The 24,591-nt window shown below is 67.9% G+C and carries 24 protein-coding genes; 11 read left to right on the top strand and 13 right to left on the bottom strand.

Annotation, left to right across the window (positions count from 1 at the left end; translation table 11 throughout):
• Nucleotides 1–4: 4 nt before the first annotated feature.
• The 7 genes from AC24R4_RS02925 (at nucleotide 5) to AC24R4_RS02895 (ending at nucleotide 6,522) form a co-directional block, all read left to right on the top strand.
• Entirely contained in the window at nucleotides 5–1,489 is a 1,485-nt protein-coding gene (locus AC24R4_RS02925) for an efflux transporter outer membrane subunit (protein ID WP_400393541.1), read from the top strand.
• 148 nt (nucleotides 1,490–1,637) lie between these two features.
• Nucleotides 1,638–2,033, top strand: a complete 396-nt coding sequence (locus AC24R4_RS02920) for a hypothetical protein (protein WP_487522187.1) — start codon at nucleotides 1,638–1,640, stop codon at nucleotides 2,031–2,033.
• A 41-nt stretch (nucleotides 2,034–2,074) separates the two neighbouring features.
• A complete protein-coding gene (locus tag AC24R4_RS02915) occupies nucleotides 2,075–2,536 on the top strand; it encodes a DUF2127 domain-containing protein (RefSeq protein ID WP_400396848.1) in 462 nt (153 codons plus the stop codon).
• 114 nt (nucleotides 2,537–2,650) lie between these two features.
• On the top strand, nucleotides 2,651–2,941 hold the full coding sequence (locus AC24R4_RS02910; RefSeq protein WP_400396850.1) for an antibiotic biosynthesis monooxygenase family protein: 291 nt from the start codon (nucleotides 2,651–2,653) through the stop codon (nucleotides 2,939–2,941).
• A 69-nt stretch (nucleotides 2,942–3,010) separates the two neighbouring features.
• On the top strand, nucleotides 3,011–3,649 hold the full coding sequence (locus AC24R4_RS02905) for a CDP-alcohol phosphatidyltransferase family protein (protein ID WP_400396852.1): 639 nt from the start codon (nucleotides 3,011–3,013) through the stop codon (nucleotides 3,647–3,649).
• Between the two features lie 113 nt (nucleotides 3,650–3,762).
• Nucleotides 3,763–5,277, top strand: coding sequence for a DUF1254 domain-containing protein (locus AC24R4_RS02900; RefSeq protein WP_487522186.1), 1,515 nt, complete (start codon nucleotides 3,763–3,765; stop codon nucleotides 5,275–5,277).
• Between the two features lie 129 nt (nucleotides 5,278–5,406).
• Nucleotides 5,407–6,522, top strand: a complete 1,116-nt coding sequence (locus AC24R4_RS02895) for an NADH:flavin oxidoreductase/NADH oxidase (protein ID WP_400397449.1) — start codon at nucleotides 5,407–5,409, stop codon at nucleotides 6,520–6,522.
• A 136-nt stretch (nucleotides 6,523–6,658) separates the two neighbouring features.
• On the opposite strand, the gene AC24R4_RS02890 is transcribed toward AC24R4_RS02895, so the two are convergent.
• A complete protein-coding gene (locus AC24R4_RS02890) occupies nucleotides 6,659–7,141 on the bottom strand; it encodes a cupin domain-containing protein (RefSeq protein ID WP_487522185.1) in 483 nt (160 codons plus the stop codon).
• 349 nt (nucleotides 7,142–7,490) lie between these two features.
• On the opposite strand from AC24R4_RS02890, the gene AC24R4_RS02885 reads away from it, so the two are divergent.
• The gene (locus AC24R4_RS02885) at nucleotides 7,491–7,658 is read left to right on the top strand and encodes a hypothetical protein (RefSeq protein WP_194946553.1); all 168 of its coding nucleotides are present in this window, start codon (nucleotides 7,491–7,493) and stop codon (nucleotides 7,656–7,658) included.
• Between the two features lie 88 nt (nucleotides 7,659–7,746).
• Here AC24R4_RS02885 and AC24R4_RS02880 read toward each other — a convergent pair whose 3' ends face one another.
• From AC24R4_RS02880 to AC24R4_RS02830, 11 genes are all read right to left on the bottom strand, one after another.
• Nucleotides 7,747–9,198 carry an aldehyde dehydrogenase family protein gene (locus AC24R4_RS02880; RefSeq protein ID WP_400395130.1) on the bottom strand — a complete coding sequence of 484 codons (1,452 nt, stop codon included), beginning with the start codon at nucleotides 9,196–9,198 and terminating at the stop codon, nucleotides 7,747–7,749.
• Nucleotides 9,199–9,431: 233 nt separating this feature from the next.
• A complete protein-coding gene (locus AC24R4_RS02875) occupies nucleotides 9,432–11,189 on the bottom strand; it encodes an ATP-binding response regulator (protein ID WP_400395128.1) in 1,758 nt (585 codons plus the stop codon).
• Nucleotides 11,190–11,223: 34 nt separating this feature from the next.
• The gene (locus tag AC24R4_RS02870; protein WP_400395126.1) at nucleotides 11,224–11,880 is read right to left on the bottom strand and encodes a response regulator transcription factor; all 657 of its coding nucleotides are present in this window, start codon (nucleotides 11,878–11,880) and stop codon (nucleotides 11,224–11,226) included.
• Between the two features lie 279 nt (nucleotides 11,881–12,159).
• A complete protein-coding gene (gene pepE, locus AC24R4_RS02865; protein WP_487522184.1) occupies nucleotides 12,160–12,855 on the bottom strand; it encodes a dipeptidase PepE in 696 nt (231 codons plus the stop codon).
• Nucleotides 12,856–12,966: 111 nt separating this feature from the next.
• The gene (locus tag AC24R4_RS02860) at nucleotides 12,967–13,821 is read right to left on the bottom strand and encodes a phosphodiesterase (protein ID WP_400394586.1); all 855 of its coding nucleotides are present in this window, start codon (nucleotides 13,819–13,821) and stop codon (nucleotides 12,967–12,969) included.
• Nucleotides 13,818–14,876 carry an ABC transporter ATP-binding protein gene (locus AC24R4_RS02855; RefSeq protein WP_400394588.1) on the bottom strand — a complete coding sequence of 353 codons (1,059 nt, stop codon included), beginning with the start codon at nucleotides 14,874–14,876 and terminating at the stop codon, nucleotides 13,818–13,820. The genes AC24R4_RS02860 and AC24R4_RS02855 overlap by 4 nt, the downstream gene beginning before the upstream one ends.
• Nucleotides 14,869–15,771 carry an ABC transporter permease gene (locus AC24R4_RS02850; protein ID WP_400394590.1) on the bottom strand — a complete coding sequence of 301 codons (903 nt, stop codon included), beginning with the start codon at nucleotides 15,769–15,771 and terminating at the stop codon, nucleotides 14,869–14,871. Before AC24R4_RS02850 ends, AC24R4_RS02855 begins: the two co-directional genes overlap by 8 nt.
• Nucleotides 15,772–15,781: 10 nt before the next feature.
• On the bottom strand, nucleotides 15,782–16,600 hold the full coding sequence (locus AC24R4_RS02845; protein ID WP_400394591.1) for an ABC transporter permease: 819 nt from the start codon (nucleotides 16,598–16,600) through the stop codon (nucleotides 15,782–15,784).
• A gap of 22 nt (nucleotides 16,601–16,622) precedes the next feature.
• On the bottom strand, nucleotides 16,623–17,657 hold the full coding sequence (locus tag AC24R4_RS02840; RefSeq protein ID WP_400394592.1) for an ABC transporter substrate-binding protein: 1,035 nt from the start codon (nucleotides 17,655–17,657) through the stop codon (nucleotides 16,623–16,625).
• Nucleotides 17,658–17,704: 47 nt separating this feature from the next.
• Entirely contained in the window at nucleotides 17,705–18,793 is a 1,089-nt protein-coding gene (locus AC24R4_RS02835; RefSeq protein ID WP_400394594.1) for a substrate-binding domain-containing protein, read from the bottom strand.
• Between the two features lie 203 nt (nucleotides 18,794–18,996).
• Nucleotides 18,997–19,380 (bottom strand): nuclear transport factor 2 family protein, encoded by a 384-nt coding sequence (locus AC24R4_RS02830; RefSeq protein ID WP_400394595.1) that lies wholly within the window; start codon nucleotides 19,378–19,380, stop codon nucleotides 18,997–18,999.
• 231 nt (nucleotides 19,381–19,611) lie between these two features.
• Between AC24R4_RS02830 and AC24R4_RS02825 the strand changes: the two genes are divergently transcribed.
• Nucleotides 19,612–21,210 carry a DUF1800 domain-containing protein gene (locus tag AC24R4_RS02825; RefSeq protein WP_487522183.1) on the top strand — a complete coding sequence of 533 codons (1,599 nt, stop codon included), beginning with the start codon at nucleotides 19,612–19,614 and terminating at the stop codon, nucleotides 21,208–21,210.
• Between the two features lie 36 nt (nucleotides 21,211–21,246).
• The gene (locus AC24R4_RS02820) at nucleotides 21,247–22,551 is read left to right on the top strand and encodes a DUF1501 domain-containing protein (protein ID WP_400396379.1); all 1,305 of its coding nucleotides are present in this window, start codon (nucleotides 21,247–21,249) and stop codon (nucleotides 22,549–22,551) included.
• Between the two features lie 18 nt (nucleotides 22,552–22,569).
• Here the strand turns inward: AC24R4_RS02820 and AC24R4_RS02815 are convergent, their stop codons facing one another.
• Complete coding sequence (locus AC24R4_RS02815) at nucleotides 22,570–23,541, bottom strand: bifunctional helix-turn-helix transcriptional regulator/GNAT family N-acetyltransferase (RefSeq protein WP_487522182.1); 972 nt, start codon at nucleotides 23,539–23,541, stop codon at nucleotides 22,570–22,572.
• A 233-nt stretch (nucleotides 23,542–23,774) separates the two neighbouring features.
• Between AC24R4_RS02815 and AC24R4_RS02810 the strand changes: the two genes are divergently transcribed.
• Nucleotides 23,775–24,566 (top strand): EAL domain-containing protein, encoded by a 792-nt coding sequence (locus AC24R4_RS02810; protein WP_487522181.1) that lies wholly within the window; start codon nucleotides 23,775–23,777, stop codon nucleotides 24,564–24,566.
• Nucleotides 24,567–24,591: the final 25 nt, after the last annotated feature.

The following is a 24,591-nucleotide window of genomic DNA, read 5'->3' as shown; positions in this document are numbered from 1 at the left end:
AGACATGAACAACATCGTGATGAAGCAGTACCTGCCCAGGCTGGGTGCCCTGGCCGCCGCGCTGGTGCTGGCGGGCTGCTCGCTGGCACCGACCTACAAGGTGCCCGAGACGCCCACCGCCGCCACCTTCAAGGAGGCCGATGCAGCCGCCACCGAAGGCGCGCAGTGGAAGACCGCCACGCCGGCCGAAGGCCAGCAGCGTGGCGACTGGTGGCGCGTGTTCGGCGACGCCGAACTGGACCGGCTGATCGACGCCGCCAACGCGCATAACCAGGACCTGGCCGCAGCCGCAGCCCGCCTGAAGCAGGCGCGGGCGTTCACGGGCGCCACCGAGGCGGACATGTATCCGCAGCTGAGCGCGGGCTTCGACCCGACGCGTACGCAGCCGTCGGCCGCGTCGCAGGGCCTGCCCGATGGCACCCGCGTGTCGCCGCAGACCGTGTACAAGGCGCGACTGTTCGCCAATTACGAGCTCGACCTGTTCGGTCGCGTGGCCAGCAGCGTGAACGCTGCCCGCGCCGAAGAGAAGGGCGCCGAGGACCTGTACCGCTCGGTGCAGCTCGCGCTGCAGGCCGATGTGGCGCAGGCATACTTCGCCCTGCGTACGCTCGACAGCGACCGTGAACTGCTGAACGCGACGATCAAGTTGCGCGAGGATTCGCTGTCGCTGCTGCGCAAGCGTTACGAGGCGGGCGAGACGACCGACCTGGACCCGGCCCGCGCCGAATCGGAACTGGGCACGGCGCGTGCCGACCTGGCCAGCATCGAGCGTCGCCGTGCCAACCAGGAGCATGCGCTGGCGGTGCTGACCGGCGTGGCCCCGTCGCAGTTCGGGCTGGCCGCCAGGCCGTTCGACACGGCGCCGGTGGCGGTGCCGGCGGGGCTGCCGTCGGAACTGCTGGAGCGCCGCCCCGACATCGCTGCGGCGGAGCGCCAGATGGCGGCCGCCAATGCGCGGATCGGCATTGCAAAGGCCGCGTTCTTCCCGCGCATCTCGCTGACGGCGCTGTTCGGCTTCGAGTCTTCGGACCTGTCGAACCTGTTCAAGTGGTCGTCGCGGACATGGATGCTCGGGCCGCTGGTGGGCACGACGGTGGCGCAAACCATCTTTGACGGTGGCCGCAACGGCTCGAACCTGGCCGGCGCCCGCGCCGCCCACGAGGAAAGCGTGGCGCGCTACCAGCAGACCGTGCTGGTGGCCTTCCGCGAGGTCGAAGACAGCCTGGCCGATGTGCGCTGGCTCAGCCAGCAGGCCACGGCGCTCGACGGCGCACTGGCTGGCGCCAGGCGTGCCCAGCGCATATCCCGCAGCCGCTACGACGCGGGCGCCGTCGATTACCTGACGGTGATCGACGCGGACCGCACCGTGCTGCAGTCGCAGCGCGATGCCAACGCGGTGGCCGGCCTGCGCGCGGCGGCGACGGTGGCGCTGGTGCGCAGCCTGGGCGGCGGCTGGGGCCCGTTGCCGGAGGCGGTGGCGAAGAACTGAGGCAGGTTCGCCTGCCGCCGTGGTAGCCACCCTCTCTCGCAGGCGGGAGAGGGGGGTAAACACAATCGGTCACAAACATGGCTGGCGCGATGTTTCCAGGTCACTACACTGGAAAGATCGCGCCAGTTCTGTTTTAGGGAGGGCCGATATGCGAATCCTTCGCCGGATGGCCGTCGCGGTTGTCCTGCTCGGCACCTTGCTGCCCGTCGTCTGTGGCGCGCAGTCCGTCACCGGCTCCATCGCCGTCGGCGGCTCGGCACGGGTGAAAGGACCGGCCACGGTGAACGGCACCCTGAGCGTGGACGGCCATGTCTACGCCAACGGTCCGCTGACCGCTGCGTGGTTCGCGACGCCCGGCCGCGGGTATCCGCCGCCGATGGAGCGGTCGCTGCTCAAGGTCTTTCATGGGCCGCTGACCGTGCAGGGATCGATGGTGGTGCACGGCGATCTCTATGTCGATGGCCCGCTGACGGTCAACGGGCCGCTCGAGGCGGGCGGCGGCATCGACGCCAACGGGCCGATGGTGGAGCGCCAGGCACGTTGATGTTGCACAATGGCGACTTCGCTGATTTTCACGACCCCGTCATGGCGCACGTCAGCCAAGGAATTGGCCTCAAGAGCATTGCCCTGTTCGAAGCCGCCAAGGGCGCCCTGGTGATTCTGGCCGGGCTGGGCCTGGTGGCGTTGCTGCACGCCGACGCCCAGGCGCTGGCCGAAGCCATTGTCGGCCGTTTCCACCTGAATCCCGCCAGCCACTATCCGAAGGTCTTCCTGGCACTGCTGTCCCATCCCAGCGACGGCCGGCTGTGGGCCATCGGCGGGTCGGCTGCGGTGTACGCGCTGATGCGCTTCGCGGAGGCCTACGGACTGTGGTTCGGGCGTGCCTGGGGTAACTGGCTTGGCGTCTGGTCCGGCGGGATCTACATTCCGGTGGAAGTGTACGAGGCCGTCCGGCATCCCACGTGGATCCATGTGGGGTTGGCGGTGGCCAACGCGCTGGTGGTGGTCTACCTGGTGCAAAGCCTGGCGCGCCACACGGTCAAGTAAGCCGGGCAGCCCAAATCTGCTAAGGTAGACGCGATGCCGCGCGCCTGGCGTGCGGCCGCCTGCCACGCGGTGCTGTCAGACAGCCACCGATATCAACCGCCCTAGAGACCCATCATGATTCACGAAATTGCACAGATCACGATCAAGCCCGGCATGGAAGCGCAGTTCGAGGCCAACGTGGCCAAGGCCAAGCCGCTGTTCCTGCGGTCCAGGGGCTGCCATGGCCTGAATCTGCAGCGGTCGATCGAACAGCCGTCGCAGTACACGCTGGTGGTGGCCTGGGAAACCGTGGAAGACCATATGGTCCATTTCCGCGAGTCGGACGAATTCCAGCAATGGCGCACGCTGGTCAGCGACTGCTTTGCCGCGCCGCCGGCCGTCCATCACGTCAACACGGTGCTCTGAGCGGCCCCGATCGCGACTGACCGCCCACGCACCTGACGCAGGCGCCGATGCGCCAAAGGAGCCCGCCGCATGTCGACCCCTCAGCAGCGCCCCCGGCATTTTTCGATGCTGCGCGACCTGCAGCTGGCGGATTTCTTCACGCTGGCCAATGCGGCATGCGGCATGGGCTCGGTGTTCTACGCGATGTATTTCGTCGCCGAGCCGTCGCTCAGGCATTTCTATATCGCGGCGGCGCTGGCGCCGGCCGCGTTCATCTTCGATGTGCTGGACGGCCGCATCGCGCGCTGGCGCCACGCCCATTCGGCGCTGGGCCGTGAGCTGGATTCCCTGTCGGACATCATCTCGTTCGGCGTCGGCCCGGCCACCCTGGCTTTCGCCGCCGGCATGCGCGGCGGCTGGGACCTTGCCGCGCTGATCTACTTTGTCTGCTGCGGGGTCAGCCGCCTGGCCCGCTTCAACGTCACGGCCGAGACCCTGGCCGAAGGCTCGGCCTTGGGCAAGGTCAAATACTTCGAAGGCACGCCCATTCCCACCAGCGTGGTGCTCACCGGCATCCTGGCCTGGTGCGCCTCGCATGGCCTGATCGGCGACGCCCTGCCAGCCGGCGCGATGGCCATCGGCCCGGGCACGTTCCACCCGATGTCGCTGCTGTTCGTGCTGAGCGGCTCGCTGATGATCAGCAAGACGCTGCGGATTCCGAAGTTCTGAACAGGCGAGTTGGCATCGAAATCTTTTAGATCGGCTGCGAAGACTTTGAATCGACGGCTTGAGGCGGCTGCGCTATGTTCGGCGCGTATCCGAACCGTCGAGGAGCCGTTTTCATGCCGAATTCCGTTGCCATCAGGCTGGGCAGCCTGGCGCTGCTTGCCGCCGGGCTTGCCGGGTGTGCGTCGCAGGCACCGTCTTCCTACAAGATGACCACGCCGATTCCGCCGGAGATTACTACGCCGGCGTCGGTCGATACCCGCATTGGCAGGCTGGAGTTTTTCGACGGCGTGCCGACGGCCGCGACGGCCCAGAAGGTCTTTGACAACATCGACTTCGCGCGCGGGGTCGAGGCGTTCCTGAATGGCGTGCCGGGGGCGTCGATGGTGGCCATCCGCACCGGCTTGCGCAGCGTGGGCGCGGTGGACAGCACCGTGGGCGTGTACGAGCAGCTGATGGATTCGAAGTCGATCTACCTGACGCTGAACAGCGAGACCATCTACTTCTGGAACTGGATGGATCTCAAGGACGGCCCGGTGGTGGTGGAAACCCCGCCGAACATCCTCGGCGTGGTCGACGATTTCTGGTTCCGCTATGTCACGGACATGGGCAACGCGGGGCCGGACAAGGGCAAGGGCGGCAAGTACCTGTTCGTGCCGCCCGGCTACACGGGCCAGCTGCCGGCCAGCGGCTACTACATCGTCAAAAGCCCGACGTACGGCAACCTGCTGTTCGGCCGGGCGTTCATGCAGCGTGGCGACCCGCGGCCCGGCGTGGCCAGCCTGAAGGCCGGGCTCAGGGTCTACCGGCTGGCTGACGCGGCACGGCCGCCGGAGACGAAGTTCATCAACCTGTCGGGCAAGGTCATGAATACGGTCCATGCCAACAACTTCCGGTTCTATGAAGAGGTCAACCAGATCATCCAGGAAGAGCCGGCCGGCGCGTACGGTCCCGACATGACCGGCATCTTCACGGCCATCGGCATGCAGAAGGGCAAGCCGTTCGCGCCCGATGCACGCATGAAGCAGATCCTGACCGACAGCGTGGCGGTGGGCAACGCAACGGCCCGTGCCATCGACTTCCGCAATCGTGACCCGCGTACGCTGATCTTCCCGGACCGCCGCTGGACCACGCCGTTCATCGGCGGCAGCTATGAATGGCTGGACAACGGCGCCCGCAACTTCGACGCGCGCACGCTGTTCTTCTACGCCGCCACGATCGACACGCCGGCGATGGCCGTGGCGATGCCCGGCATCGGCTCGCAGTACGCGGCATCGAACCTCGACGCCGCCGGCAACCCGCTGGATGGGGCCAAGACCTATCGCCTGCACGTGCCGCCCAACGTGCCGGTCAAGGACTTCTGGTCGGTGGTGGTGTACGACACGCAGACCCGCTCGATGCTGCAGACGGACCAGCAGTTCCCGAGCCTGTCCAGCGAGAAGTCGCTGGTGAAGAATGCCGACGGCTCCGCCGACCTGTACTTCGGTCCGCAGCCGCCAGCCGGCAAGCAGGCCAACTGGATCCAGACCATTCCGGGCAAGAGCTGGTTCACGATCTTCCGGCTCTACGGCCCGCTGCAGCCGTGGTTCGACAAGCAGTGGAAGCTCGACGATATCGTCGAGGCCTCGTGAACCCGGGCTGACAAGGCGGGAAATTCCACAACGGAGGCGGGGTCAGCAAGGTTTGCGGGCGGCGTCTACAATCCCCGGGACGTTGCCCGCTCCCGCGCAGGGAGCCCCTGGACTTCAAGGAAACTCCCCATGCCTCATCTCTTCGATCCGTACCAGATCGGCAATCTTGCGCTCGCCAACCGCATCGCCATTGCGCCCATGTGCCAGTACTCGGCGGAAGCGGGCTCGGCCACCGACTGGCACATGATCCACCTGGGCAGCCTGGCGCTGTCCGGTGCGGGCCTGATGATCGTGGAGGCCACGGCGGTGTCGCCGGAAGGGCGCATCTCGCCGGCCGACCTGGGCCTCTACAGCGATGCCAACGAAGCGGCGCTGGGCCGCGTGCTCGATGCGGTGCGCCGCTATTCGCCGATTGCCGTGGCGGTGCAGCTGGGCCACGCGGGGCGCAAGGCGTCGAGCCAGGCCCCGTGGGATGGCGGCGCGCAGATTCGTCCCGATGCCCCGACCGGCTGGCAGACCGTGGCGCCATCGGCCGTCCCCCATGCGGCGGACGAGGTGCCGCCCACGGCGCTCGACCGCGCCGGCATGCAGAAGATCCGCGACGATTTCGTGGCCGCGGCAAAGCGTGCGGCACGGATCGGCGTGCAGGGCATCGAGGTACACGGTGCGCATGGCTACCTGCTGCACCAGTTCCTGTCGCCGATCGCCAACCACCGCACCGACGAGTACGGCGGCAGCCTGGAGAACCGCATGCGGTTTCCGCTGGAAGTGTTCGATGCCGTGCGCGAGGCGTTTCCGGCCGAGCGTCCGGTGTGGATGCGTGTGTCGGCCACCGACTGGGTGCCGAACGGCTGGGATATCGACGGCACGATTGCGTTGTCGCAGGCGCTCAAGGCGCGCGGCTGCGCGGCCGTGCATGTGAGCACCGGCGGCGTGTCGCCGCAGCAGGCCATCAAGCTGGGGCCGGGCTACCAGGTGCCCTATGCCCAGCGCGTGAAGGCTGAAGTGGGGCTGCCGACGCTGGCCGTGGGCCTGATCACCGAACCGGAGCAGGCCGAGGCGATCATCGCCAACAACGAGGCCGACATGATCTCGATTGCGCGGGCCATGCTGTATGACCCGCGCTGGCCGTGGCACGCAGCGGCAAAGCTTGGCGCGCAGGTCGATGCGCCGAAGCAGTACTGGCGCTCGCAGCCGCGCGGGCTGGAGCAACTCTTCCGCAGCGCGCATTTCGGGCAGCGGTAAGCGCCGGGCGGCGCGGGGCGAGGTGTCCCCAAGGTGTCCCCGAGGTGTCCCGATGTGTCCCTTTCGCGAGGTTCGGCGCAGGAATCGCGAAAGCCGGCGGCTTGATCCGGACCCGGCCTGAACCCGCTGTCAGGGGTCAGGGCAGCAGGTGGGTATCGTTCGGGGCCTGCGGTGGCAGCTTGATGGCCAGCGACCGGAACTCGCCGCTGGCCGCGATCGAGCCTGCGTGCGCCGCACCTTTCGGAATGATGATGAGGTCGCCGGGCCCCACCTGGTGCTGTTCGTTGCCGAGCCAGAAGGTGCCGGTGCCCGCAATCACATACTGGATCTCGTCGGCGCTGGTGTGATAGTGCTTGGGCACATTGCCCGACTGCACGGCAATCGTGCCGCTCGGCGTGTTCACCAGCCCCTTGCTGCGTAGCGTGCCCATGTTGGGCACCTGCGGGCCGATGTCGTCGTTGCTCATCGCAGCCAGGTTCTTGATGATCTGCGGCGTCAGCGCGGACGGCGGCGTCTGCGCGTGGGCCAGCGGCAAGTCCACGTGAGCCGTCAGGAAGCCGGCGGCAAACGTGGCAACGAAAGCGGCCGGGACGGCGGCAAGCACGGCAAGTCGATGCATGGTTGTCTCCCTTTCTTGTATTGGCGGTCATGGCACTGCGGCAACGCGGCTGGCTGGCCATGCCGCGCAGCATTGTCTCACCGGGATCGGCATCCCGCGCCAGGGTCCGGGCATCGGGACTTTCCTCCTTGACTTCCGCGGCCGCGCAAGGCGGTATCGATATCGCCCGGCATCCCGCATTGCAACATCGTTCAAACGCCAATAACGAAGGGATTACCATGATTGCCGCGCCCCATCGATGGCGCGACCATCGGCGCAAATAGATTGCAGTGGGCAGTACCCGGGCGCCCCGAAAGCACGCCCGTCATCACAGAAGTAGTCGAAGAACGAACTCTGGGAGACACCAACCATGCAAGTCTATGACGGGCTCGTTTTTGCCTGCGCCATGATCCTTGTCTGCATGTACGCCTATCTGGGCGTGCAGTCGCAGAGCCTTGCGCTGAAGTACGTGTCGCCAGCCATCGTGGGCGCGCTGACGCTCGTGTATGCGCTGCTGCCGATGCGCATGATCGGCTGATCGCCGCCGCGCAAATGAAAACCCCGCCAGGCCTTGGCGGGGATGCGCCGTTGCGCCGGACCGCCGTGGCGGCCATGCCCGTTGACGCCTAGCGCAGCGACAACCAGATCGCCTTCGGTTCCGTGAAGTTCTCGATGGCGGCGTCGCCATGCTCGCGGCCCAGGCCGGAGTCTCCCGCGCCGCCCCACGGCAGGCGCACGTCGGTGTACCCATAGGTGTTGATCCAGACCGTCCCGGCACGCAGTTCGCCGGCCACCTTGTGTACGCGCTGGATGTCCGCGCTCCACACGCCGGCGGCCAGGCTGAACGCGGTGCCGTTGGCAATGCGCACGGCGTCTTCCTCATCGTCGAACGGGATCACGCTGGCCACCGGGCCGAAGATTTCCTCCTGCGAAATGCGCATCTCGTGCGCCACGTTGGCAAACACGGTGGGCTCGACGAAGAAGCCGCGCTCGCCCACGCGCACGCCGCCCGTTACCGCGCTGGCGCCTTCCTGCCTGCCGATGTCGACGTAGTCGAGCACGGTCTTCATCTGCGCGGCCGATACCAGCGGCCCCATGGTGGTGTCGGGTGCGGCCGGGTCGCCCACGCGGATGGCCCTGGCGCGCGCGGACAGCCGCTCGACCACTTCGTCATACACCTGGCGCTGCGCCAGGATGCGCGAACCGGCCGAGCACACCTGCCCCGCGTTGAAGAAGATGCCCGAGGCGGCCGCGCGCGTGGCGGCGTCCAGGTTGGCATCGGCAAAGATCACGTTGGCCGACTTGCCGCCCAGTTCCAGCGTCACGCGCTTGAAGTTGGCCGCCGCGCCCTGCATGATGCCGCGGCCCACGCCGGGCGATCCGGTAAAGGTCACCTTGTCGATGCTCGGGTGCGCCACCATGGCGTTGCCCACCACGCTGCCCTTGCCGGTCACCACGTTGAACACGCCGGGCGGCACGCCCGCTTCGAGCGCCAGTTCGGCCACCCGCAGTGCGGTCAACGGCGTGATCTCGGCGGGCTTCACGATCAGCGTGCAGCCGCAGGCCAGCGCCGGGGCGATCTTCCACATGCCGATCATCAGCGGGAAATTCCACGGCACGATGGCGGCCACCACGCCCACGGGTTCGCGCACCGTATAGGTCAGCGCGTCAGGGCGGGCCGGGATCACGCTGCCGTGGATCTTGTCGCACCAGCCCGCGTAGTAGCGCACCGTGTCGATCACGGCCGGCATGTCCTGGCGGCGTACCGAGGCCAGCGGCTTGCCGGCGTCCTGGCTTTCCAGCGTCACCAGTTCCTCGGCATGGGCTTCGAGCAGGTCGGCAAAGCGGTTCAGGATGCGGGCGCGGTCTGCCGCGCGCATGCCGGCCCAGCCTTTCAACGCCGTGCGGGCGGCCTGGACCGCGGTGTCCACGTCGGCGGCGCTGCCTTGCGCCACCAGCGCAATGGGCGCTTCAGTGGCCGGATTGATGTCGGTGGAATACTCGCCAGTGCCGGGCGGCAGGCGCTTGCCGTCGATCAGCAGGTCATGCCGGGGCAGGTCGGGACGTGAGGCGGTCATCACAGGCTCCTCGCTTGTGTCGTGGTTCTGGAATGACGGGCGCGGTGGCCGAAGCATCACAACAATCAGCCCGCTTTGTTTCTGGAGTGTGGGCGGGCGTCAGACCTAAGTCCAATTAATAGGAATGATTCATTCATACGATTAATGCATGAATGACGGAGGGGCTTATCGTGCGACGCCATGCCATCAGGTGTGGCAGCGCCCACCGACGGCCCCGGGGCAGGCCGGCGCTTTCAGCTGGCGTCGTTCAGCAGGGCGCCGATGGCGGCGTGCAGTTCGCCCGGCACCACGGGCTTGTGCAGCAGGGCGGTGCCGCCGGCGTGGACGTTACGCAGGCGGTCGGCGGCTGTGTCGCCCGTGATGACGATGGCGGGCAGATTGCGGCCCGTGCGCTCGCGGATGGCGGCAATCGCCTCCAGTCCCGTGCGGTGGCCGCGCAGGCGATAGTCGGCCAGGATCAGGTCCGGCGTGAAGTCCGCAAGCAAGGCCAGCGCCTCTTCCTCGGTTTCGGCGGCGCGGTTCGGGCAGTTCCAGACCGTGAGCAGGCCGGACATGGCCTCGCGGATGGCCGGATCATCGTCGATCACCAGCACGCGCAGCCCATCCAGCCGCGTGGCGGCACCGGGCAGGATCGATTCCTCGGGCGCCGTCCACGCCAGCGGCAGGCGCACGCGGAACACCGAGCCCCGGTCCGGCACCGATGCCAGCGTCACCGAGGTGTGCATCGTCCGCGCCAGGCCGTCCACGATGGCCAGCCCCAGGCCCAGCCCCTTGCGCTGGTCGCGCTCGGGATTCCCCAGTTGATGGAACTCCCGAAAGATCGCCCGATGCTGGGTGGCCGGGATGCCGATGCCGGTATCCCAGACTTCGATCGACATATGGAAGCGCCGCTTGCGACACGCCACCAGCACGCCGCCCGTGCGCGTATAGCGGATGGCGTTGGCGATCAGGTTGCGCAGGATCAGTTCGGTCAGCGTGGGATCGCCAAAGGCGGTGGCCGTGGTATCGCGCGTGCGATAGACCAGTCCGCGCGCGTTGGCCTGCGGGGCGAACTCGTTTTCGAGCTTGTGCAGCAGCGGCTGCAGCCGGAAGGGCCGGGGCCGCGGCGTGACCACGCCGGCATCGAGCTTGGAAAAATCGAGCAGCGTGTTCAGCATTTCGCGCGCCGCGCCGGACGATGCCTCGATATGGTCCAGCAGCTGGCGCTGCCGCGCGTCCAGCGGCGTGCGGCCCAGCGACACCAGGAACAGCCCGAGCGCATGCAGCGGCTGGCGCAGGTCATGGCTGGCCGACGCCAGGAACACCGATTTGGCCCGGTTGGCCTGCTCGGCCTCGCGCTGGGCCTGGCCGGCGCGCGCGGTCTGGTCGCGCAACTGCGAGATCAGCTCGACGTTCTCGAAGCGCAGCGTCAGCGAATGCCGCGCCATGCGCGAGTAGTTGCGCGCGAACACGATCAGCACGAACAGGTACAGCGGCGTGGCCAGGAACATCGGCAGGTAGGCAATATCGTGCGTGACGATGAAGGCCGCCCAGACCGGCACGATGGCCGGGATGAAAAAGCCCACCGCCACAGGCAGGCAAGCCGAGAACACGGCCAGCGCGGCCGCGCTCATGCCGGCAATCAGCGACAGCACGCAGATCACCACGGCGGGCGAGCGGATATCGAGATAGAGCCAGCCCGCCAGCCCCCACAGGCTGCCGATCAGCACCAGCATCGCGGTCATGCCGCGCGCATACAGGCCGGAGCGCGCCTCGGTCAGCCGGTCGCGCATGGCCAACCGGCCAAAGTGGGCGGCGGCGCAGACCACCGCCATCGCCGCCGCCCACGGCAGCGCGCCGGGGTGGCCATCGGTCAGCGACAGCCCGGTGCCCAGGATGATCGCCGCCAGCGCACAGCCCAGCATGGCCATGCCGAAGCTCTGGTCGATCAGTTCCATCTGCGCGGACAGCAGCCGCGGCTCGTCGTAGTGCGGAAGGAAGGGCAACGCCATGGTCGCGCGGCGGGCGGGCGGGTTGAGCTGGCGGTCAGCGATGCGTCTGCACCAGCCCGCGCCGCTGCGCTTCGAGGATGGCCTCCACGCGGCTGACCACGCCAAGGTGGTCGAGGATGGCCGCCACGTGCACGCGCACGGTGTTTTCGGACAGCCCCAGGTGGTAGGCAATGACCTTGTTCGATCGCCCCAGGCTCAATTGCGTCAGCACCTCCAGCTGGCGCGGCGTGAGCTGGCTCGGTTCGTAGGCCGGGCCAGCGCCGGCGGGGGGACGGCCCGCGCCGGGGCCATAGCCGCTGCCATCGGTCGGGAAATGCGTGCCGCCCGACAGGCAACTGGCAATGGCGCGTTCGATGTCCACCGCATCGGCCGACTTCGGCAGGAAGCCGGCGATCTCGCGCCGCGATTCGGCCGGGATGGCGTCGATATGCGACGTACCCGAGACAATCAGGATGCGCGCCGCGGCAAAGTGCCGGCGCAGGACCTTGATGCCTTCGATGCCGTTCAGGCCCGGCATCTGGATATCCAGCAGCAGGATGTCCACGGGCTGGCTGGCGTGGGCCTGCACGGCCTCCATGACCGATCCGGCCTCGATGATCGACGCCACGCTGGGGCTGTCGGCCAGCAGCAGCTTGAGCCCCGTGCGAAACAGGGTGTGGTCATCGATCAGCAGGAGTCGGGCACGCGACATGGAAACACGCACAAAGTGCAGGGGGCGACATGGGGATCGATTGGACTGGATTCGACGCGCGTTGTCCATCGCCAGCATTGGGGGCGTGCCGGGGGGTACGGCAGCGCCAGCCATGCCATGGATATCGGCCTCTAGTCCGGAAAGATTATTGGCAGCGCAGTGGTGCGATGCCAGCATTTTGCCGTGGACGAATTCCGCGACTTGTCCATACCACTTCTGATACCCGCTCCTCCCGGCTGCGGGTATTTTTTTGTCTGGCTCCGGGCCCGGCCGCCTGCGTCAAACCGGGATCGACAGCGGCCCGGCCGTCACGTCCCAGGTCGTGGCATCGAGGAACCAGCGCGCCGCATGTGGACCATGCAGCACGTGACGATCACCCGACACGCGCACCCAGTCGCCTTCGGGCAGGCCCAGCACCGGGGTGTCCGGCGACAGCGTGGTGAATTCGGCCAGCCGCTGGTCGCGTGTCTCGCCCCGGAAGCCTTCGATTTCCAGGTTGTAGTAGTGCGGGTTGATCTGGAACGGCACCAGCCCGAGCGCGTCGAAGCCGCCCGGGTCCACCACCGGCATGTCGTTGGTCGTGCGGATGGTCGGCGTGGCCAGGTTGGACCCGGCGCTCCAGCCGATATAGCGCGCGGCGCCGCTGCGCACGCGGGCGGCCATCGGCGCCAGCAGGCCTTGCTGGCGCAGCAGCTGCAGCAGGCGGAAGGTATTGCCGCCGCCCACCACGATCAGCGTGGCGGCGTTGACTGCAGCCAGCGTATCGGCCTGCTCGTGCAGCGACCGCACCGCGATGCCGACCCGCGCGAAGGCCTCGCGTACCTGGGCGGCGTAGCTGTCCCAGTCGCGCGTCACGCCCGCGTAAGGCACGAACAGAGCGTCGGTACGGCCATCGGCCAGTTCGGCGATGGCTTGGGCAGCGTGAACGAGGTAGCCCTCGTCCGAGGTCGAGTTGCTGAGCAGAAGCAGGTCCATGTGGGGGTGTCGCGGCGTTCCGCCTGGCGGAACATCGGTCCGTAAATCGAAAGAAGCCGACAATGGTACGCCAATGGCGGCGGCACGCGCATCAGGCGTGTGCCGCCGCCGTCAGTCGATCAGCTTGCCGTCCGCGTCGAAGAAGGGGTGCCGCGCCCCGTGGTCGCCAATGGCCGCCAGATGCGTGACCAGGCCATGTTGCGGGTGCCACCAGTGCAGCAGGTAGCCCGGCGGCTCCATGCGGAAGCACGAAGGCGCGTGGGGGTCCAGGTCCAGCGCCACCTGATGCGCCGGACCGGGCGCGGTCATGGCGATGGTGCCGCCAAAGCGGCGCGTGATCTGCCGGTGCAGATGGCCGCAGATCACGCGTTCCACCTGCGGATGCCGGGCGATGACCGCTTCCAGGGCCGCCGCGTTGTCCAGCCCCTGCACGTCCATGTGGCCGATGCCGGTATGGAACGGCGGATGGTGCAGCATGACCAGCGTGGGCTGCTGCGGCGCGGCGGACAGCGTGGCATCGAGCCAGGCCAGCCCGTCGGGCTCGGCACGGCCGCCCGGCTTGCCGGGCACGGTGCAGTCGAAGCCCACCAGCCGCAGCGGGCCGGCATCGATGGCGTAGTGCACCGGCGCCTCGCCGTCGCCATTGGCAAACAGATAGTCGTGATCGGCAAATACGCTGCGCAGCGACGTGCGGTGGTCGTGGTTGCCGGGCAGCAGCTTCACCGGCACCGGCAGGCGCTGCAGGATGTCACGCAGGAAGCGGTATTCGTGGATATCGCCGAAGTCCACCAGGTCGCCGGTGACCACCACCAGGTCGGGCAGTTGCGGGGCCGCCAGCAGCGTGTCGATGGCCGCGTGCAGCGCGCCGGCCGTGTCCACCATGCGGTAGGACAGCTTGCCACCGGCCTTGATGTGCAGATCGGTCAGTTGCGCCACCAGGTAGGGCGCCGGGTTTGCGAGGGTCATACGGCTTGGCCAAGCGTGATCAGGTGTTGGGTGTCGATGCGCAGGCCCACGCGCGTGCCGGCCGCCCAGGCATCGCGGCGGGCGGTATCGACGATCAGCGGCGCGGTGGCGCCCACATCCACCAGCAGGCGGGTGTGGTTGCCCAGGAACAGCGCCGTGACGACCGTGCCTTCCACATGGGCATCGTCGGCGTGCACCAGCGCCACGTCCTCGGGCCGGAACATCAGGCGCGCGGTTGCCGTCGTCGGCGCATCGTCGGGCGGCCCCATCGGCACGGTGCCGCCGGGCACGCGCCAGCGGCCCGCTTCGGCCGTGCCCGGCAGGTGGTTCATGGTGCCGATGAAGTCGGCCACGAACGCGTTGGCCGGGGCGCGGTAGATGTCCTGCGGCGTGCCGGCCTGGGCGATGCGGCCCTTGTCCATCACGATGATGCGGTCGCCCAGCGCCATGGCCTCGGCCTGGTCGTGCGTGACGTACACGGCGGTGATATGCAGGCTGCGCAGCAGCTGGTTGATATCGGCACGCAGCGCATCGCGCAGCTTGGCATCGAGCGCGGTCAGCGGCTCGTCCAGCAGCAGCACGCGCGGCTGCACGGCGATGGCGCGCGCCAGCGCCACACGCTGGCGCTGGCCGCCGGACAGCTGCTCGATGCGGCGGTCGGCAAACGGTTCCAGGTGCATCATCGCCAGCATCTCGTCCACGCGGCGGCGGCGCGCGGCGCTGTCCACGCGCCGTACGCGCAGGCCATAGGCGATGTTCTCGGACACGCTCATGTTCGGAAACAGCGCGTAGTTCTGGAACACCATGCCCACCCCGCGCTGCTCGATGGGCTGGTCGGTCACGCGCGTGTCGCCAAACCAGACCTCGCCGCCGGCATCGGGCTGCTCCAGCCCGGCGATGATGCGCAGCGTGGTGGTCTTGCCGCAGCCCGACGGCCCCAGCAGCACCACGGTTTCACCGGCGCCGATATCCAGGTCCAGCGGCTGCAGCGCCAGTGTGCCGTCTGCGAACGTCTTGGCGCACTGGCGCAGGCGGATGGGAGTGGGCTCATGCATGGCGGCTTCCTGGAACGGTGGAGGCGTTGGGGGTGGGGACGGTCTGTGGCAAGCCCACGGGCGCGTCCGGGGCAGGTTCGGCAACCGGTGCATGGCGCCGTGCGCGGGCCCCCAGCGCGCTGGCGGCCTGCATGACCACCAGCATCGGAATGATCATGACGAAGAACACGATGGTGTAGGCCGACCCGATTTCGAGCCGCATCGACGCGTAGCTGTCGGCCAGGCCCACGGGCAGCGTCTGCGTGGTGGGGGTGTGCAGCATCCAGGTCAGGTTGAACTCGCCCACGGACAGCGTCACCACCATCAGCGCGCCGGCCAGGATGCCCTGGCGGCAGTTCGGCAGCACCACGGTGAAGAAGCGCTGCAGGCGCGTGGCGCCCAGGCTGGCGGCGGCATCTTCCAGCGTGCGGATATCGATGGCCGCCAGGATGGCCAGCACCGCCCGCACCATGAACGGCAGCGTGAAGACCACATGGCCGATCAGGATGAACACCCAGCTCGTGCGCAGGCCTTGCCAGCTGCCGTAGAGCAGGATCAGGCCCAGCGCCGTGGCCAGCCCGGGCAGCGCCACGGGCAGCATCAGCAGTTCCTCGATCAGGCGCGTCACGCGGTTGCGCCGCAGCGCCATGTAGTACGCGGCGGGCACGCCGATCACCAGCGTGCAGGCCAGGCAGGCCAGTGCGATGCCCAGCGACAGGAAGATGGTGTTGCGATAGAGCGACCAGACTTCTTCGAGCCAGCGCGTGGTCAGCCCGCTCGACAGGCCCACGAAGATGTTGTTGGTCAGGCCGGCCAGCACGGACAGCACCACGGGCACGGTCATGAAGGCGCAGACCAGCAGGGTCAGCGTCAGCTGCAGCCAGTAGCCGGCGCGGCGGGGTTGGACGGTGCGCATGCGGCGGTCCTCAGGCGGTGGCGGCGACGGTGTCGCCGGAGTACCAGCGCGCCAGCGCCAGCAAGGCCCAGGTGACCACGCCAAGCAGGATCGACAGCGCGGCGGCCATGCCGAAGTTGGCGTAGTTGGTGAACTCGTTGTAGATCGTCAGCGGCAGCACGTCGAGCTGCGTGGCCAGCGTGAAGGCGGTGCCGAACGCGCCCATGCTGGTGGCAAAGCAGATCGCCCCGCTGGACAGCATGGCCGGCATCAGCGCGGGCAGCATCACGTCGCGCACCGCGCGCCACGGGCTGGCGCCCAGCGAGCGCGCCGCTTCCTCCAGCGACGGGTCGAGCTTTTCCACGGCGGCCATGACGGTCAGGATCACGCGCGGAATCGAAAAATAGAGATAGCCGACGAACAGGCCGGCCAGCCCGTAGGCAAACGTCCATCGCTCGCCCGCCAGCACATCGCCGATGCTGGCCAGCAGGCCGTTGCGGCCCCCGAGCATGATGACCATGAAGCCGATCACCACGCCCGGGAACGCCAGCGGAAAGGTCAGCATGGCCACCAGCACCGGCTTGCCCGGCACCGGGTGGCGCTGCAGGAAGGTGCCCGCGATGCCGGCGATTGCCAGCGTGGCCAGCGTGACCAGCGCGGACAGCACCACCGTGACCATCAGGCTGTGCAGATAGCGGGCGCTGGTCAGCACGGTCCAGTAGACTCCCGCGCCGTCCCGGCCGGTCAGGCTGACTTCGATCAGCCGCGCCATCGGCAGGCAGAAAAACGCCAGAAACACGAGCAGCGCGGGCAGCGCGAACAGGAAGAGGGCGGGAGATCGCTGGGTCATGGTGCGGGTGCGGGCCGGTGGCTTAGCGCACTTCCTTCAGGTACTGGTCGCTGAAGGCCTTCTGCGACTGGGCCATCTTGCCGAAGTCCACCGGCCTGGCGCGGGCATAGTCGGCGGCGGGCAGGAAGCGCGACTGCACTTCGGCCGGCATTGGCACGTTGCGCACCGGACGCAGGTAGGCGTTGGCCCACAGCGCCTGGCCCTGGTCGGACAGCACGAAGTCCAGCACCTTGCGGCCTTCGGCGGCGTGCGGCGCGTTGTTGACCAGGCTCATCACGTAAGGCACCACCAGCGTGCCTTCCTTCGGAATCACGAAGGCCACGTTGGCGCGATCCTTGTACCTGGCGCGGTAGGCGTTGAAGTCGTAGTCCAGCAGGATGGGGATCTCGCCGGACAGCACGCGCGCATAGGCGGTCTGCTTCGGCACGATGGGCTGGTTCTTCTGCAGGTCGCGGAAGTACTTGAAGGCCGGCCCGAAGTTGTCCAGCGAGCCGCCCATGGCCTGGTTCACGGCCACGGCGCCCACATAGCCCACGAACGCGCTGGCCGGATCGAGGTAGCCCACCAGGCCCTTGTATTCGGGCTTGAGCAGGTCGGCCCACGACTGCGGCACGGGCTTGCCGCGCAGCGCGTCGACGTTGACCATGAAGCCCAGCGTGCCGGAATGGATGGCGAACCAGTTGCCTTGCGGATCTTTCAGGCCGTCGGGGATGTCGTTCCAGTGGGCCGGCTTGTATGGCTGGGTCACGCCGTCGGCCTTGGCCTGGATGCCGAAGGTCACGCCCAGGTAGGTCACGTCGGCCACCGGGGCGGCCTTTTCGGCCACCAGCTGCGCCAGCGACTGGCCCGAGTTCTTGTTGTCGAACGGCACGGTGACGCCGGTCTTTTCCTTGATCGCGCGGATCTGCGCGGCCCAGTCGGCCCATTCCGGCGGGCAGTTGTAGCAGATGGCGGTCTGCGCGGCGGCGCCGTGGCTGAAGGCGGCAAAGGTGGTGGCGACAGCGGCGGCGGTGGCCAGCCAGCGCAGCGGACGGCGCCAGAAGGATTGCGTCGACATGTAAGGCTCCCTGGTTAGGTCGGTCGGTCAGTCAGTCGGTGGTTGGATCAGACAGGCACTGCGGGCGCGCTGACGGTGCCCTCGATACGTAATGCATGCGGCAGCAGCATGGCGTTGCCATCGGCGCCCGCCGAGCCCACATCGAGCCGGTGCAGCAATTGCGTGATGGCCTGCGTGCCAATGTTGGCATTGGGCTGGACAACGGTGGCCAGCGGCGGCTCCACCAGCGCGCCAAGGGCGATACCGTCGTAGCCCAGGACCGAGACATCGCGCGGCACGCGCAGCCCCAGGCGCTTGAGATCGGAAATCACGCCGATGGCAAGCAGGTCGTTGGTGCAGAAGAACGCGGTGGGGGCGTCGGGCTGGGCCATCAGCGCCTGGATCTGGGGCGCGTTGCTGGCCGTGTGGGACGGCAGGTTGACCGGGTCGCGTACCGGCAGGCCGTGGGCGCGCATGGCATCGGCATAGCCGGCAAAGCGTTGGCGGGCGCGGTCGGACGCGGTGAAGGCCCCCGAAATCACCGCGATGCGCCGATGGCCGGCCGCGATCAGCGCGTTGACGCCCTCGCAGGCGCTGGTCTGGTTGTCCACCGACACCGAATGCCGGCCGCGCTGCATGCCGTCGCCCGACACCTGGTTGTATGCCAGCACGTAGGGCACCGATTCGCGGTCGAGCTGGTCCAGCACGGTGCTGTCGCAGGCGTCGGCCACGGTCAGCACCATGCCATCGACGCGGTGACGCAACAGATATTCGATGCGCGCGCGTTCGCGGGCCGGATCGTAGTTGCTGGTGACCAGCATCAGGGAGTAGCCTGCCTCCATGGCCGATTCTTCAATTCCGCGCCAGCATTCGGCAAACACGGCGTTGTCCAGCGTGGGCAGCATGACGCCGACGATACGGGTGCGTTGCGCGCGCAACTTGGCGCCCAGCAGGTTGGGGCGGAACGACAGCCGGCGCGCGGCCTCGTGCACGCGCTGGGCGGTGGCTTCGCGCACCAGCTGCGGATGGCTGAAGACGCGTGATGCAGTGGCCAGCGACACCTTGGCGGCCAGCGCCACGTCGGCCAGCGTGACCCCCTGGCCAGGTTCGGCGGAAGCCAGGCGGGGCGGCAGGACGGCGCGGCGGGATGTTGGCATGCATTCCTCATCGGATGGCGCACTTCAGGATGAAAACGTTTTCATTGAAGTGCCGGAAAATCAGGCGTCAAGGAATATTTGCGCTGCGCTGCCGCAAAGCGGGCTGCGCAGGCTCCCGCGCCTGTCATCGTCGCGCATTGTCACGGGCCTCTGTGACGGCACGATGACAGGGCGGGGGGCGATCCGATCGGGCCGGGGCGGCCTTACCTGGTCTTGGGCGCGGCGCTGAACGTCTTGTTGGCGATCTTCCACACGCCGTCGATCTGCAGCAGGTTCATGTAGTCGGTGAACGTCACCTCGGGATAGTCGAGCACGATCTTGGCCGTGGCGGCGTTGCCCACCACGTCGAAGCTGGCGATATGGCGACGGCGCTGGGCCTCGTCCGGCTGCGGCTGGCCCTGGAAACGCTTCGAGAACTCGTCCACCGTCAGCGAATGCAGCGCGCCGTCGCGGAACGACATGATGCGGGCGTCGGCGTGGAACGCCTGGAAGATGAACTCGGCCTTGCCCGTGCGATGGGCTTCCAGGTACTGCTCCAGCGGTGCCAGGGCGGGAATGTGCTGCAATGTGGCGGCGTGCGCGGTCATGTCTGTCCTCCGTATGGATGCGGGTTGGGCGGGCCCGGTGCGCCCGGGCCGGTGCGGCCGTTCATTGTATCCGTAAATTGTATGCAAAATGGATCTGGACTGTGCCTCGGACCGGGGCGGGGAAAATTTTCGTAACAGACGGCGAGGGCGGCCCGGTCAACCAACTGGCGCGCCGGACGTCAAACCGGCATTCCGGCACGCGATGTGCGCACAGGACAAAGGAACGGGCCTATGGAACCCCCACGGATCGGCAGGCTGCGGCAATGGCGCATACCCGGCTGGCTGGCCTGGCTGGCAGGGCTTGCGCTATCGGCGGCGCTGGCCGCCTGTGCGTCGACGGCGGCCGATGATGCAACGCACCATGGCAAGCTGTCGGCGGCCGACCTGCGCTGGCTCAACACGGTCAGCTTTGGCGCCGACCAGGCCAGCGTGCAGCGCCTGCAAGCGATCGGGCGGCAGCGTTATCTCGACGAGCAGATCCGCATGCCGCTGGCCGATCCGCCCCAGTTGGCCCAGGCCATTGCCGCGTTGCCGCTCAGCCAGGCCGATGCGCTGCAGCGGACGCAGGCCGTGCGCGCCGAGCGGCAGCGTATCCAGGCGCTGACTGACGAGACCGAAAAACAGCAGGCCCGCGAGGCGCTGAACCGCCAGGGGCGCGAGCTCGTGATCGATACCGGCCGCCGCCATCTGCTGCGCGCGCTCTATTCCCCGGCGCAACTGCGCGAGCAGATGACGTGGTTCTGGCTGAACCATTTCAACGTCTACGCCGAGAAAGGGCAGGTGCGCTACGCGCTGGCCGATTTCGAGTCACGCGCGATCCGGCCGCATGCGCTGGGCAAGTTCCGCGACCTGCTGATGGCTACGGTCACGTCGCCGGCCATGCTCGAATACCTGGACAACGCCCAGAGCGCGGCCAATCGCATCAACGAGAACTACGCGCGCGAGCTGATGGAACTGCATACCCTCGGCGTGGCCGGCGGCCCGAGCGGGTCGCGCTATACCCAGCAGGACGTGCAGGAACTGGCGCGCGTGCTGACCGGACTCGGCATCAACGCGCGGGGCGAGCCGCCGCGGCTGTCGGCCGAACGCGCGGCCATGTACCGCAGCGACGGCCTGTTCGAGTTCAATCCGAACCGCCACGACTTCGGCGCCAAGACGCTGCTGGGCCAGACCATCGCGCCGCGCGGGTTTGCCGAGGTGGAGCAGGCCGTGTCGATCCTGGCGCGCGACCCGGCCACGGCGCGCTTTGTGTCGGCCAGGCTGGCCACGTATTTCGTGTCTGACAACCCGCCGCCGCAGCTGGTGACGCAGATGGCCGCCACGTTCACGCGCACCGACGGCGATATCGGCGCGGTGCTGCGCACGATGTTCCTGTCGCACTGGTTCGACCAGTCGGCTGCCGAGGGCGCGCGCAAATTCAAGGACCCGATGGTCTTCGTGGTGTCGTCGATGCGGCTGGCCTACGACGGCCGGCCGGTGTCGAACCTGCGTCCGATGATCAACTGGCTGAACCAGCTTGGCGAGCCGCTGTATGGCCATGTGGCGCCCGACGGCTATCCGCTGACCGAGAGCGCATGGGCCAGTTCGGGGCAGCTGGTCAAGCGTTTCGAGATCGCGCGCACGATCGGCAGCGGGCCGGCCGGGCTGTTCTCGGACGAGAGCGGTCAGCCCGGCGCGCAACGCGGATTCCCGATGCCGAACAACCGCATGTTCTACGACACCATCGAGGGCACGCTGGGCACGGCCACGCGCCAGGCGCTGGCCCAGGCGGGGTCGCAGCAGGAATGGAATGCCGTGCTGCTCAGTTCGCCGGAATGGATGCAGCGGTAGGGCACCGGCACCGGCCATCCAACGATAGGGGCAACCATGAATCGACGCCACTGGCTCAGGACGATGGGCGGCGCGGGGCTCGCGCTGACGCTGCCGACCGTGACATCGCGCGTGTTCGCGCTGCCGGCCCAGGCCGATGCGCGCTTCTTGCTGGTATTCCTGCGCGGCGGCTACGATGCGGCCAACGTGCTGGTGCCGTCCGGCAGCGATTTCTACTACGCGTCGCGACCCAATATCGCCATCCGGCCGCCGGTGGCGCAGGGTGCCGCGCCCGACCCGGCAGCCGCGCTGTCGCTGGGCGTCGATGGCTGGGCCCTGCATCCGGCGCTGGGCGCCACGATGCTGCCGATGTGGCAGCGCCAGCAGTTGGCGTTCGTGCCGTTCGCGGGCACCAGCGACATGTCGCGCAGTCACTTCGAAACCCAGGACGGGATCGAGGCGGGGCTGGCCGGCGACGGCCATGGCGCAGGCGCACCCAAAGGCAGCGGCTTCCTGAACCGGCTGACGCAGGCCATGGGCGGGCAGGCGGCGCCGGTGGCCTTCACCGATGGCCTGCCGATGGTGCTGTCCGGCGCGGCCAACGTGCCCAACGTGTCGCTCAAGGGCACCGGCCGCGCGCCGTTCGATGCCCGCCAGACGCAAACACTTGCGCAGATGTACAAGGGCACGCGCTTCGAGTCGCTGATTGCGGAAGGTTTCGATCTGCGCCAGACCGTGGCCGAACAGGCCGAGGCGATGCGCAAGCACGAGGCGGCCATGCGCGCGGCCAGCACGGGCGCGGCGGGCGACACCATGTCCGGGCGCATGCAGGAAATGCAGGCAGCCAACCGGCGTGCGCTGACGGCACGCGGTTTCGAGCAGGAAGCGCGCCGCATGGCCGGGCTGATGCGCGATAAATTCAACCTCGGCTTTATCGACGTGGGCGGCTGGGACACGCATGTCAACCAGGGCGGCGCGCAAGGGCAACTGGCCAACCTGCTGGACAACCTGGGCCGCGGCATTGCCGGGTTTTCGGAGGAAATGGGGCCGGCGTGGCGCAACACCACCGTGGTGGCCATCTCCGAATTCGGGCGCACCTTCCGCGAGAACGGCACGCGCGGCACCGACCACGGGCACGGCACGGTCTACTGGGTGGCCGGCGGCAACGTGCGGGGCGGGCGCATGGTGGGGGAGCAGGTCGCGATTGCCCCGTCAGCCTTGAACCAGAACCGCGACTATCCGGTGCTCAACGACTACCGCGCGGTGCTGGGCGGCCTGTTCCGCAGGCTGTACGGGCTGGACGACAGCCGCCTGGCGCAGGTCTTTCCGGGCAGCCGGCCAAGCGATATCGGGCTGGTGTAGGGCAGGGCGTGGCGTCGATCAGGGCTTGCGACGGCTGAAGCGTTGCTCGGTTACCTCGCTGCCCCATTGGGTGCCAGCCGCCTCGCTGGTCAGCACAAAGCCGAACGACTCATAGAGATGCCGGGCCGAATCGAGGCCCTTGAAGGTCCAGAGCCAGGTCTCGTCAAACGCGTGCGCGTCCACGAACTGCATCGCGTTGGCCATCAACTGCCGGCCCACGCCTGAACCGCGCAGCGCGTCGTCGACGATAAACCAGCGCAGATGGGCCGTCCCCAGCGCCGGGTCGCCGTCGATGGCCAGAGACGCCAGCGTGCGGCCGTCGTCGTGGTACAGCCACAGCGCCTTGCCCGGTGCCGGCAGCGTGGCGGCAAACTCGGCCAGTTCGGTGGCCACCCGCTTTTCGAAGAAGGCGCCGAATCCCCAGTGCTCGGCATAGAAACGCCCGTGCAGGCTCGCGATATCGCCGATGCACCCGGGCCGGTAGCCTTCGACGATGGGCAGACTGTCGAGCGTGCCTGCGGCGGCCTTGGCGGCGTTGTCCTGCGCCAGCGCGTCGGCATAGAGCGCCAGGGACCGCAGCAGCGCCTGCTGGTCGGACGGGAGCATGCGGCGCAACGCATTGGATACCTGGTCGGTCGCGAACTGGTCGATCTTCTCCCGCAGCTTTTTCCCTTTCGGCGTCAGGAACAGCTCCGTGGCACGCGCATCCTCGCTGGAGATTCGGCGATGCAGGAACCCGGCGGCTTCCAGTCGCGCCACCTGCCGGCTGGTGTTCGATTTGTCCAGCCGCAGGACCTGGCCCAGGTCCTTGGCACTGATGCCGGGCGTCATGCCGATTTCCAGCACCGCGTGTACGGCCGAAGGCGCCAGGTCACTATCGGCCAGCGTGGCGCGCATGAAGCCCAGTTCGCGCACCAGGCGGCGCGAGAAATCACGCAGTTCGAGGATGGTCCCGTCGCGGGACTGGGCGGGTGCTTCGATCAGGTCCATGGTGGCCTCCGGCCGGCGGTCAAGCTGCCGCATTGGTTGCGACACGCAAGCAATATTAGTTGCGATACGCAACCTTGTCAAAGGGGCTGCTGCGGGGTTGGATCACCCTCCCAAAGCAGTACGTGCAACGCCTCAAGTCGGTCCGGGAAGTGCCGTTATCTCAACAGTGGGCGTGGCACCTGCCCACCATATGATTCGTACAACACGATTCCTAGCCAGTTTGAGTGCAAGCCTTGTCGCGACCCCTGACGCCATCCATTGCCGATTGCCTCGAACAACAACTGCTGCGGCCGGTTTTCCAGCCGATCGGCTCGCTCGTCACGGGCGAGGTGTTTGGATACGAGGCACTGATCCGCGGCCCGATGGGCACGCCGCTGGAGAGCCCGATCGCGCTGTTCGCCGAAGCGGCACGCGAGGGCAAGCACGTGGAACTCGAACGGCTGGCGGCCCGCATCTCGATCCGGGCGTTCATGGAATTCGACCTGCCCGGCAAGCTGTTCCTGAACTACAGCGCCGATTCGCTGCGCAATATCGAGGACACGCGCGATGAGGTTCGGACCTTTCTGCAGGCCCAGGGGCTGCAATCCGAGCGCATTGTGCTGGAGCTGACCGAGCAGGCGCCGCTGGGGCCGCTGGATACGCTGGCCAAGGCCGTGTATTCGATTCGCAGCCGCGGCGCGCAATTCGCGCTGGACGACTACGGCACCGGACACGCCGGCCTGGGACAGTGGATCGCCCTGCAACCCGATTACGTGAAGATCGCGCGCGTCATCATTGACGGCGTGGCGTCGTCGCAGTTCCAGCGCGAGGCGCTGCAGGGGCTATGCAAGCTGGCCCGCACGGCCGGCACGCGGCTGATTGCCGAAGGCCTCGAACGCGTGGACGATCTGCTGGTGTGCCGCGACATGGGTATCGACCTGGCCCAGGGCTACCTGCTGGCCCGCCCGTCGCCGGAACCGCCGCTGTCGTTGTCCGATGCGGCCCTGCGCGCGCTGCATCGCGGCCGGCTGAGGATTGCCAGGTAACACGGGGCGGATGGTCTTCTTTGCG

The organism is Cupriavidus sp. CER-90, assembly GCF_057652055.1.
Note: the sequence above shows the minus strand (reverse complement) of the source record. Positions and strands in the feature narration are given on the sequence as shown.

What these genes read in the sequence shown, in the direction of transcription:
- AC24R4_RS02925 (WP_400393541.1), top strand. Translation starts at nt 5, where the DNA reads ATGAACAACATCGTGATGAAGCAGTACCTGCCCAGGCTGGGTGCCCTG.
- AC24R4_RS02920 (WP_487522187.1), top strand. Translation starts at nt 1,638, where the DNA reads ATGCGAATCCTTCGCCGGATGGCCGTCGCGGTTGTCCTGCTCGGCACC.
- AC24R4_RS02915 (WP_400396848.1), top strand. Translation starts at nt 2,075, where the DNA reads ATGGCGCACGTCAGCCAAGGAATTGGCCTCAAGAGCATTGCCCTGTTC.
- AC24R4_RS02910 (WP_400396850.1), top strand. Translation starts at nt 2,651, where the DNA reads ATGATTCACGAAATTGCACAGATCACGATCAAGCCCGGCATGGAAGCG.
- AC24R4_RS02905 (WP_400396852.1), top strand. Translation starts at nt 3,011, where the DNA reads ATGTCGACCCCTCAGCAGCGCCCCCGGCATTTTTCGATGCTGCGCGAC.
- AC24R4_RS02900 (WP_487522186.1), top strand. Translation starts at nt 3,763, where the DNA reads ATGCCGAATTCCGTTGCCATCAGGCTGGGCAGCCTGGCGCTGCTTGCC.
- AC24R4_RS02895 (WP_400397449.1), top strand. Translation starts at nt 5,407, where the DNA reads ATGCCTCATCTCTTCGATCCGTACCAGATCGGCAATCTTGCGCTCGCC.
- AC24R4_RS02890 (WP_487522185.1), bottom strand. Translation starts at nt 7,141, where the DNA reads ATGCATCGACTTGCCGTGCTTGCCGCCGTCCCGGCCGCTTTCGTTGCC.
- AC24R4_RS02885 (WP_194946553.1), top strand. Translation starts at nt 7,491, where the DNA reads ATGCAAGTCTATGACGGGCTCGTTTTTGCCTGCGCCATGATCCTTGTC.
- AC24R4_RS02880 (WP_400395130.1), bottom strand. Translation starts at nt 9,198, where the DNA reads ATGACCGCCTCACGTCCCGACCTGCCCCGGCATGACCTGCTGATCGAC.
- AC24R4_RS02875 (WP_400395128.1), bottom strand. Translation starts at nt 11,189, where the DNA reads ATGGCGTTGCCCTTCCTTCCGCACTACGACGAGCCGCGGCTGCTGTCC.
- AC24R4_RS02870 (WP_400395126.1), bottom strand. Translation starts at nt 11,880, where the DNA reads ATGTCGCGTGCCCGACTCCTGCTGATCGATGACCACACCCTGTTTCGC.
- pepE (WP_487522184.1), bottom strand. Translation starts at nt 12,855, where the DNA reads ATGGACCTGCTTCTGCTCAGCAACTCGACCTCGGACGAGGGCTACCTC.
- AC24R4_RS02860 (WP_400394586.1), bottom strand. Translation starts at nt 13,821, where the DNA reads ATGACCCTCGCAAACCCGGCGCCCTACCTGGTGGCGCAACTGACCGAT.
- AC24R4_RS02855 (WP_400394588.1), bottom strand. Translation starts at nt 14,876, where the DNA reads ATGCATGAGCCCACTCCCATCCGCCTGCGCCAGTGCGCCAAGACGTTC.
- AC24R4_RS02850 (WP_400394590.1), bottom strand. Translation starts at nt 15,771, where the DNA reads ATGCGCACCGTCCAACCCCGCCGCGCCGGCTACTGGCTGCAGCTGACG.
- AC24R4_RS02845 (WP_400394591.1), bottom strand. Translation starts at nt 16,600, where the DNA reads ATGACCCAGCGATCTCCCGCCCTCTTCCTGTTCGCGCTGCCCGCGCTG.
- AC24R4_RS02840 (WP_400394592.1), bottom strand. Translation starts at nt 17,657, where the DNA reads ATGTCGACGCAATCCTTCTGGCGCCGTCCGCTGCGCTGGCTGGCCACC.
- AC24R4_RS02835 (WP_400394594.1), bottom strand. Translation starts at nt 18,793, where the DNA reads ATGCCAACATCCCGCCGCGCCGTCCTGCCGCCCCGCCTGGCTTCCGCC.
- AC24R4_RS02830 (WP_400394595.1), bottom strand. Translation starts at nt 19,380, where the DNA reads ATGACCGCGCACGCCGCCACATTGCAGCACATTCCCGCCCTGGCACCG.
- AC24R4_RS02825 (WP_487522183.1), top strand. Translation starts at nt 19,612, where the DNA reads ATGGAACCCCCACGGATCGGCAGGCTGCGGCAATGGCGCATACCCGGC.
- AC24R4_RS02820 (WP_400396379.1), top strand. Translation starts at nt 21,247, where the DNA reads ATGAATCGACGCCACTGGCTCAGGACGATGGGCGGCGCGGGGCTCGCG.
- AC24R4_RS02815 (WP_487522182.1), bottom strand. Translation starts at nt 23,541, where the DNA reads ATGGACCTGATCGAAGCACCCGCCCAGTCCCGCGACGGGACCATCCTC.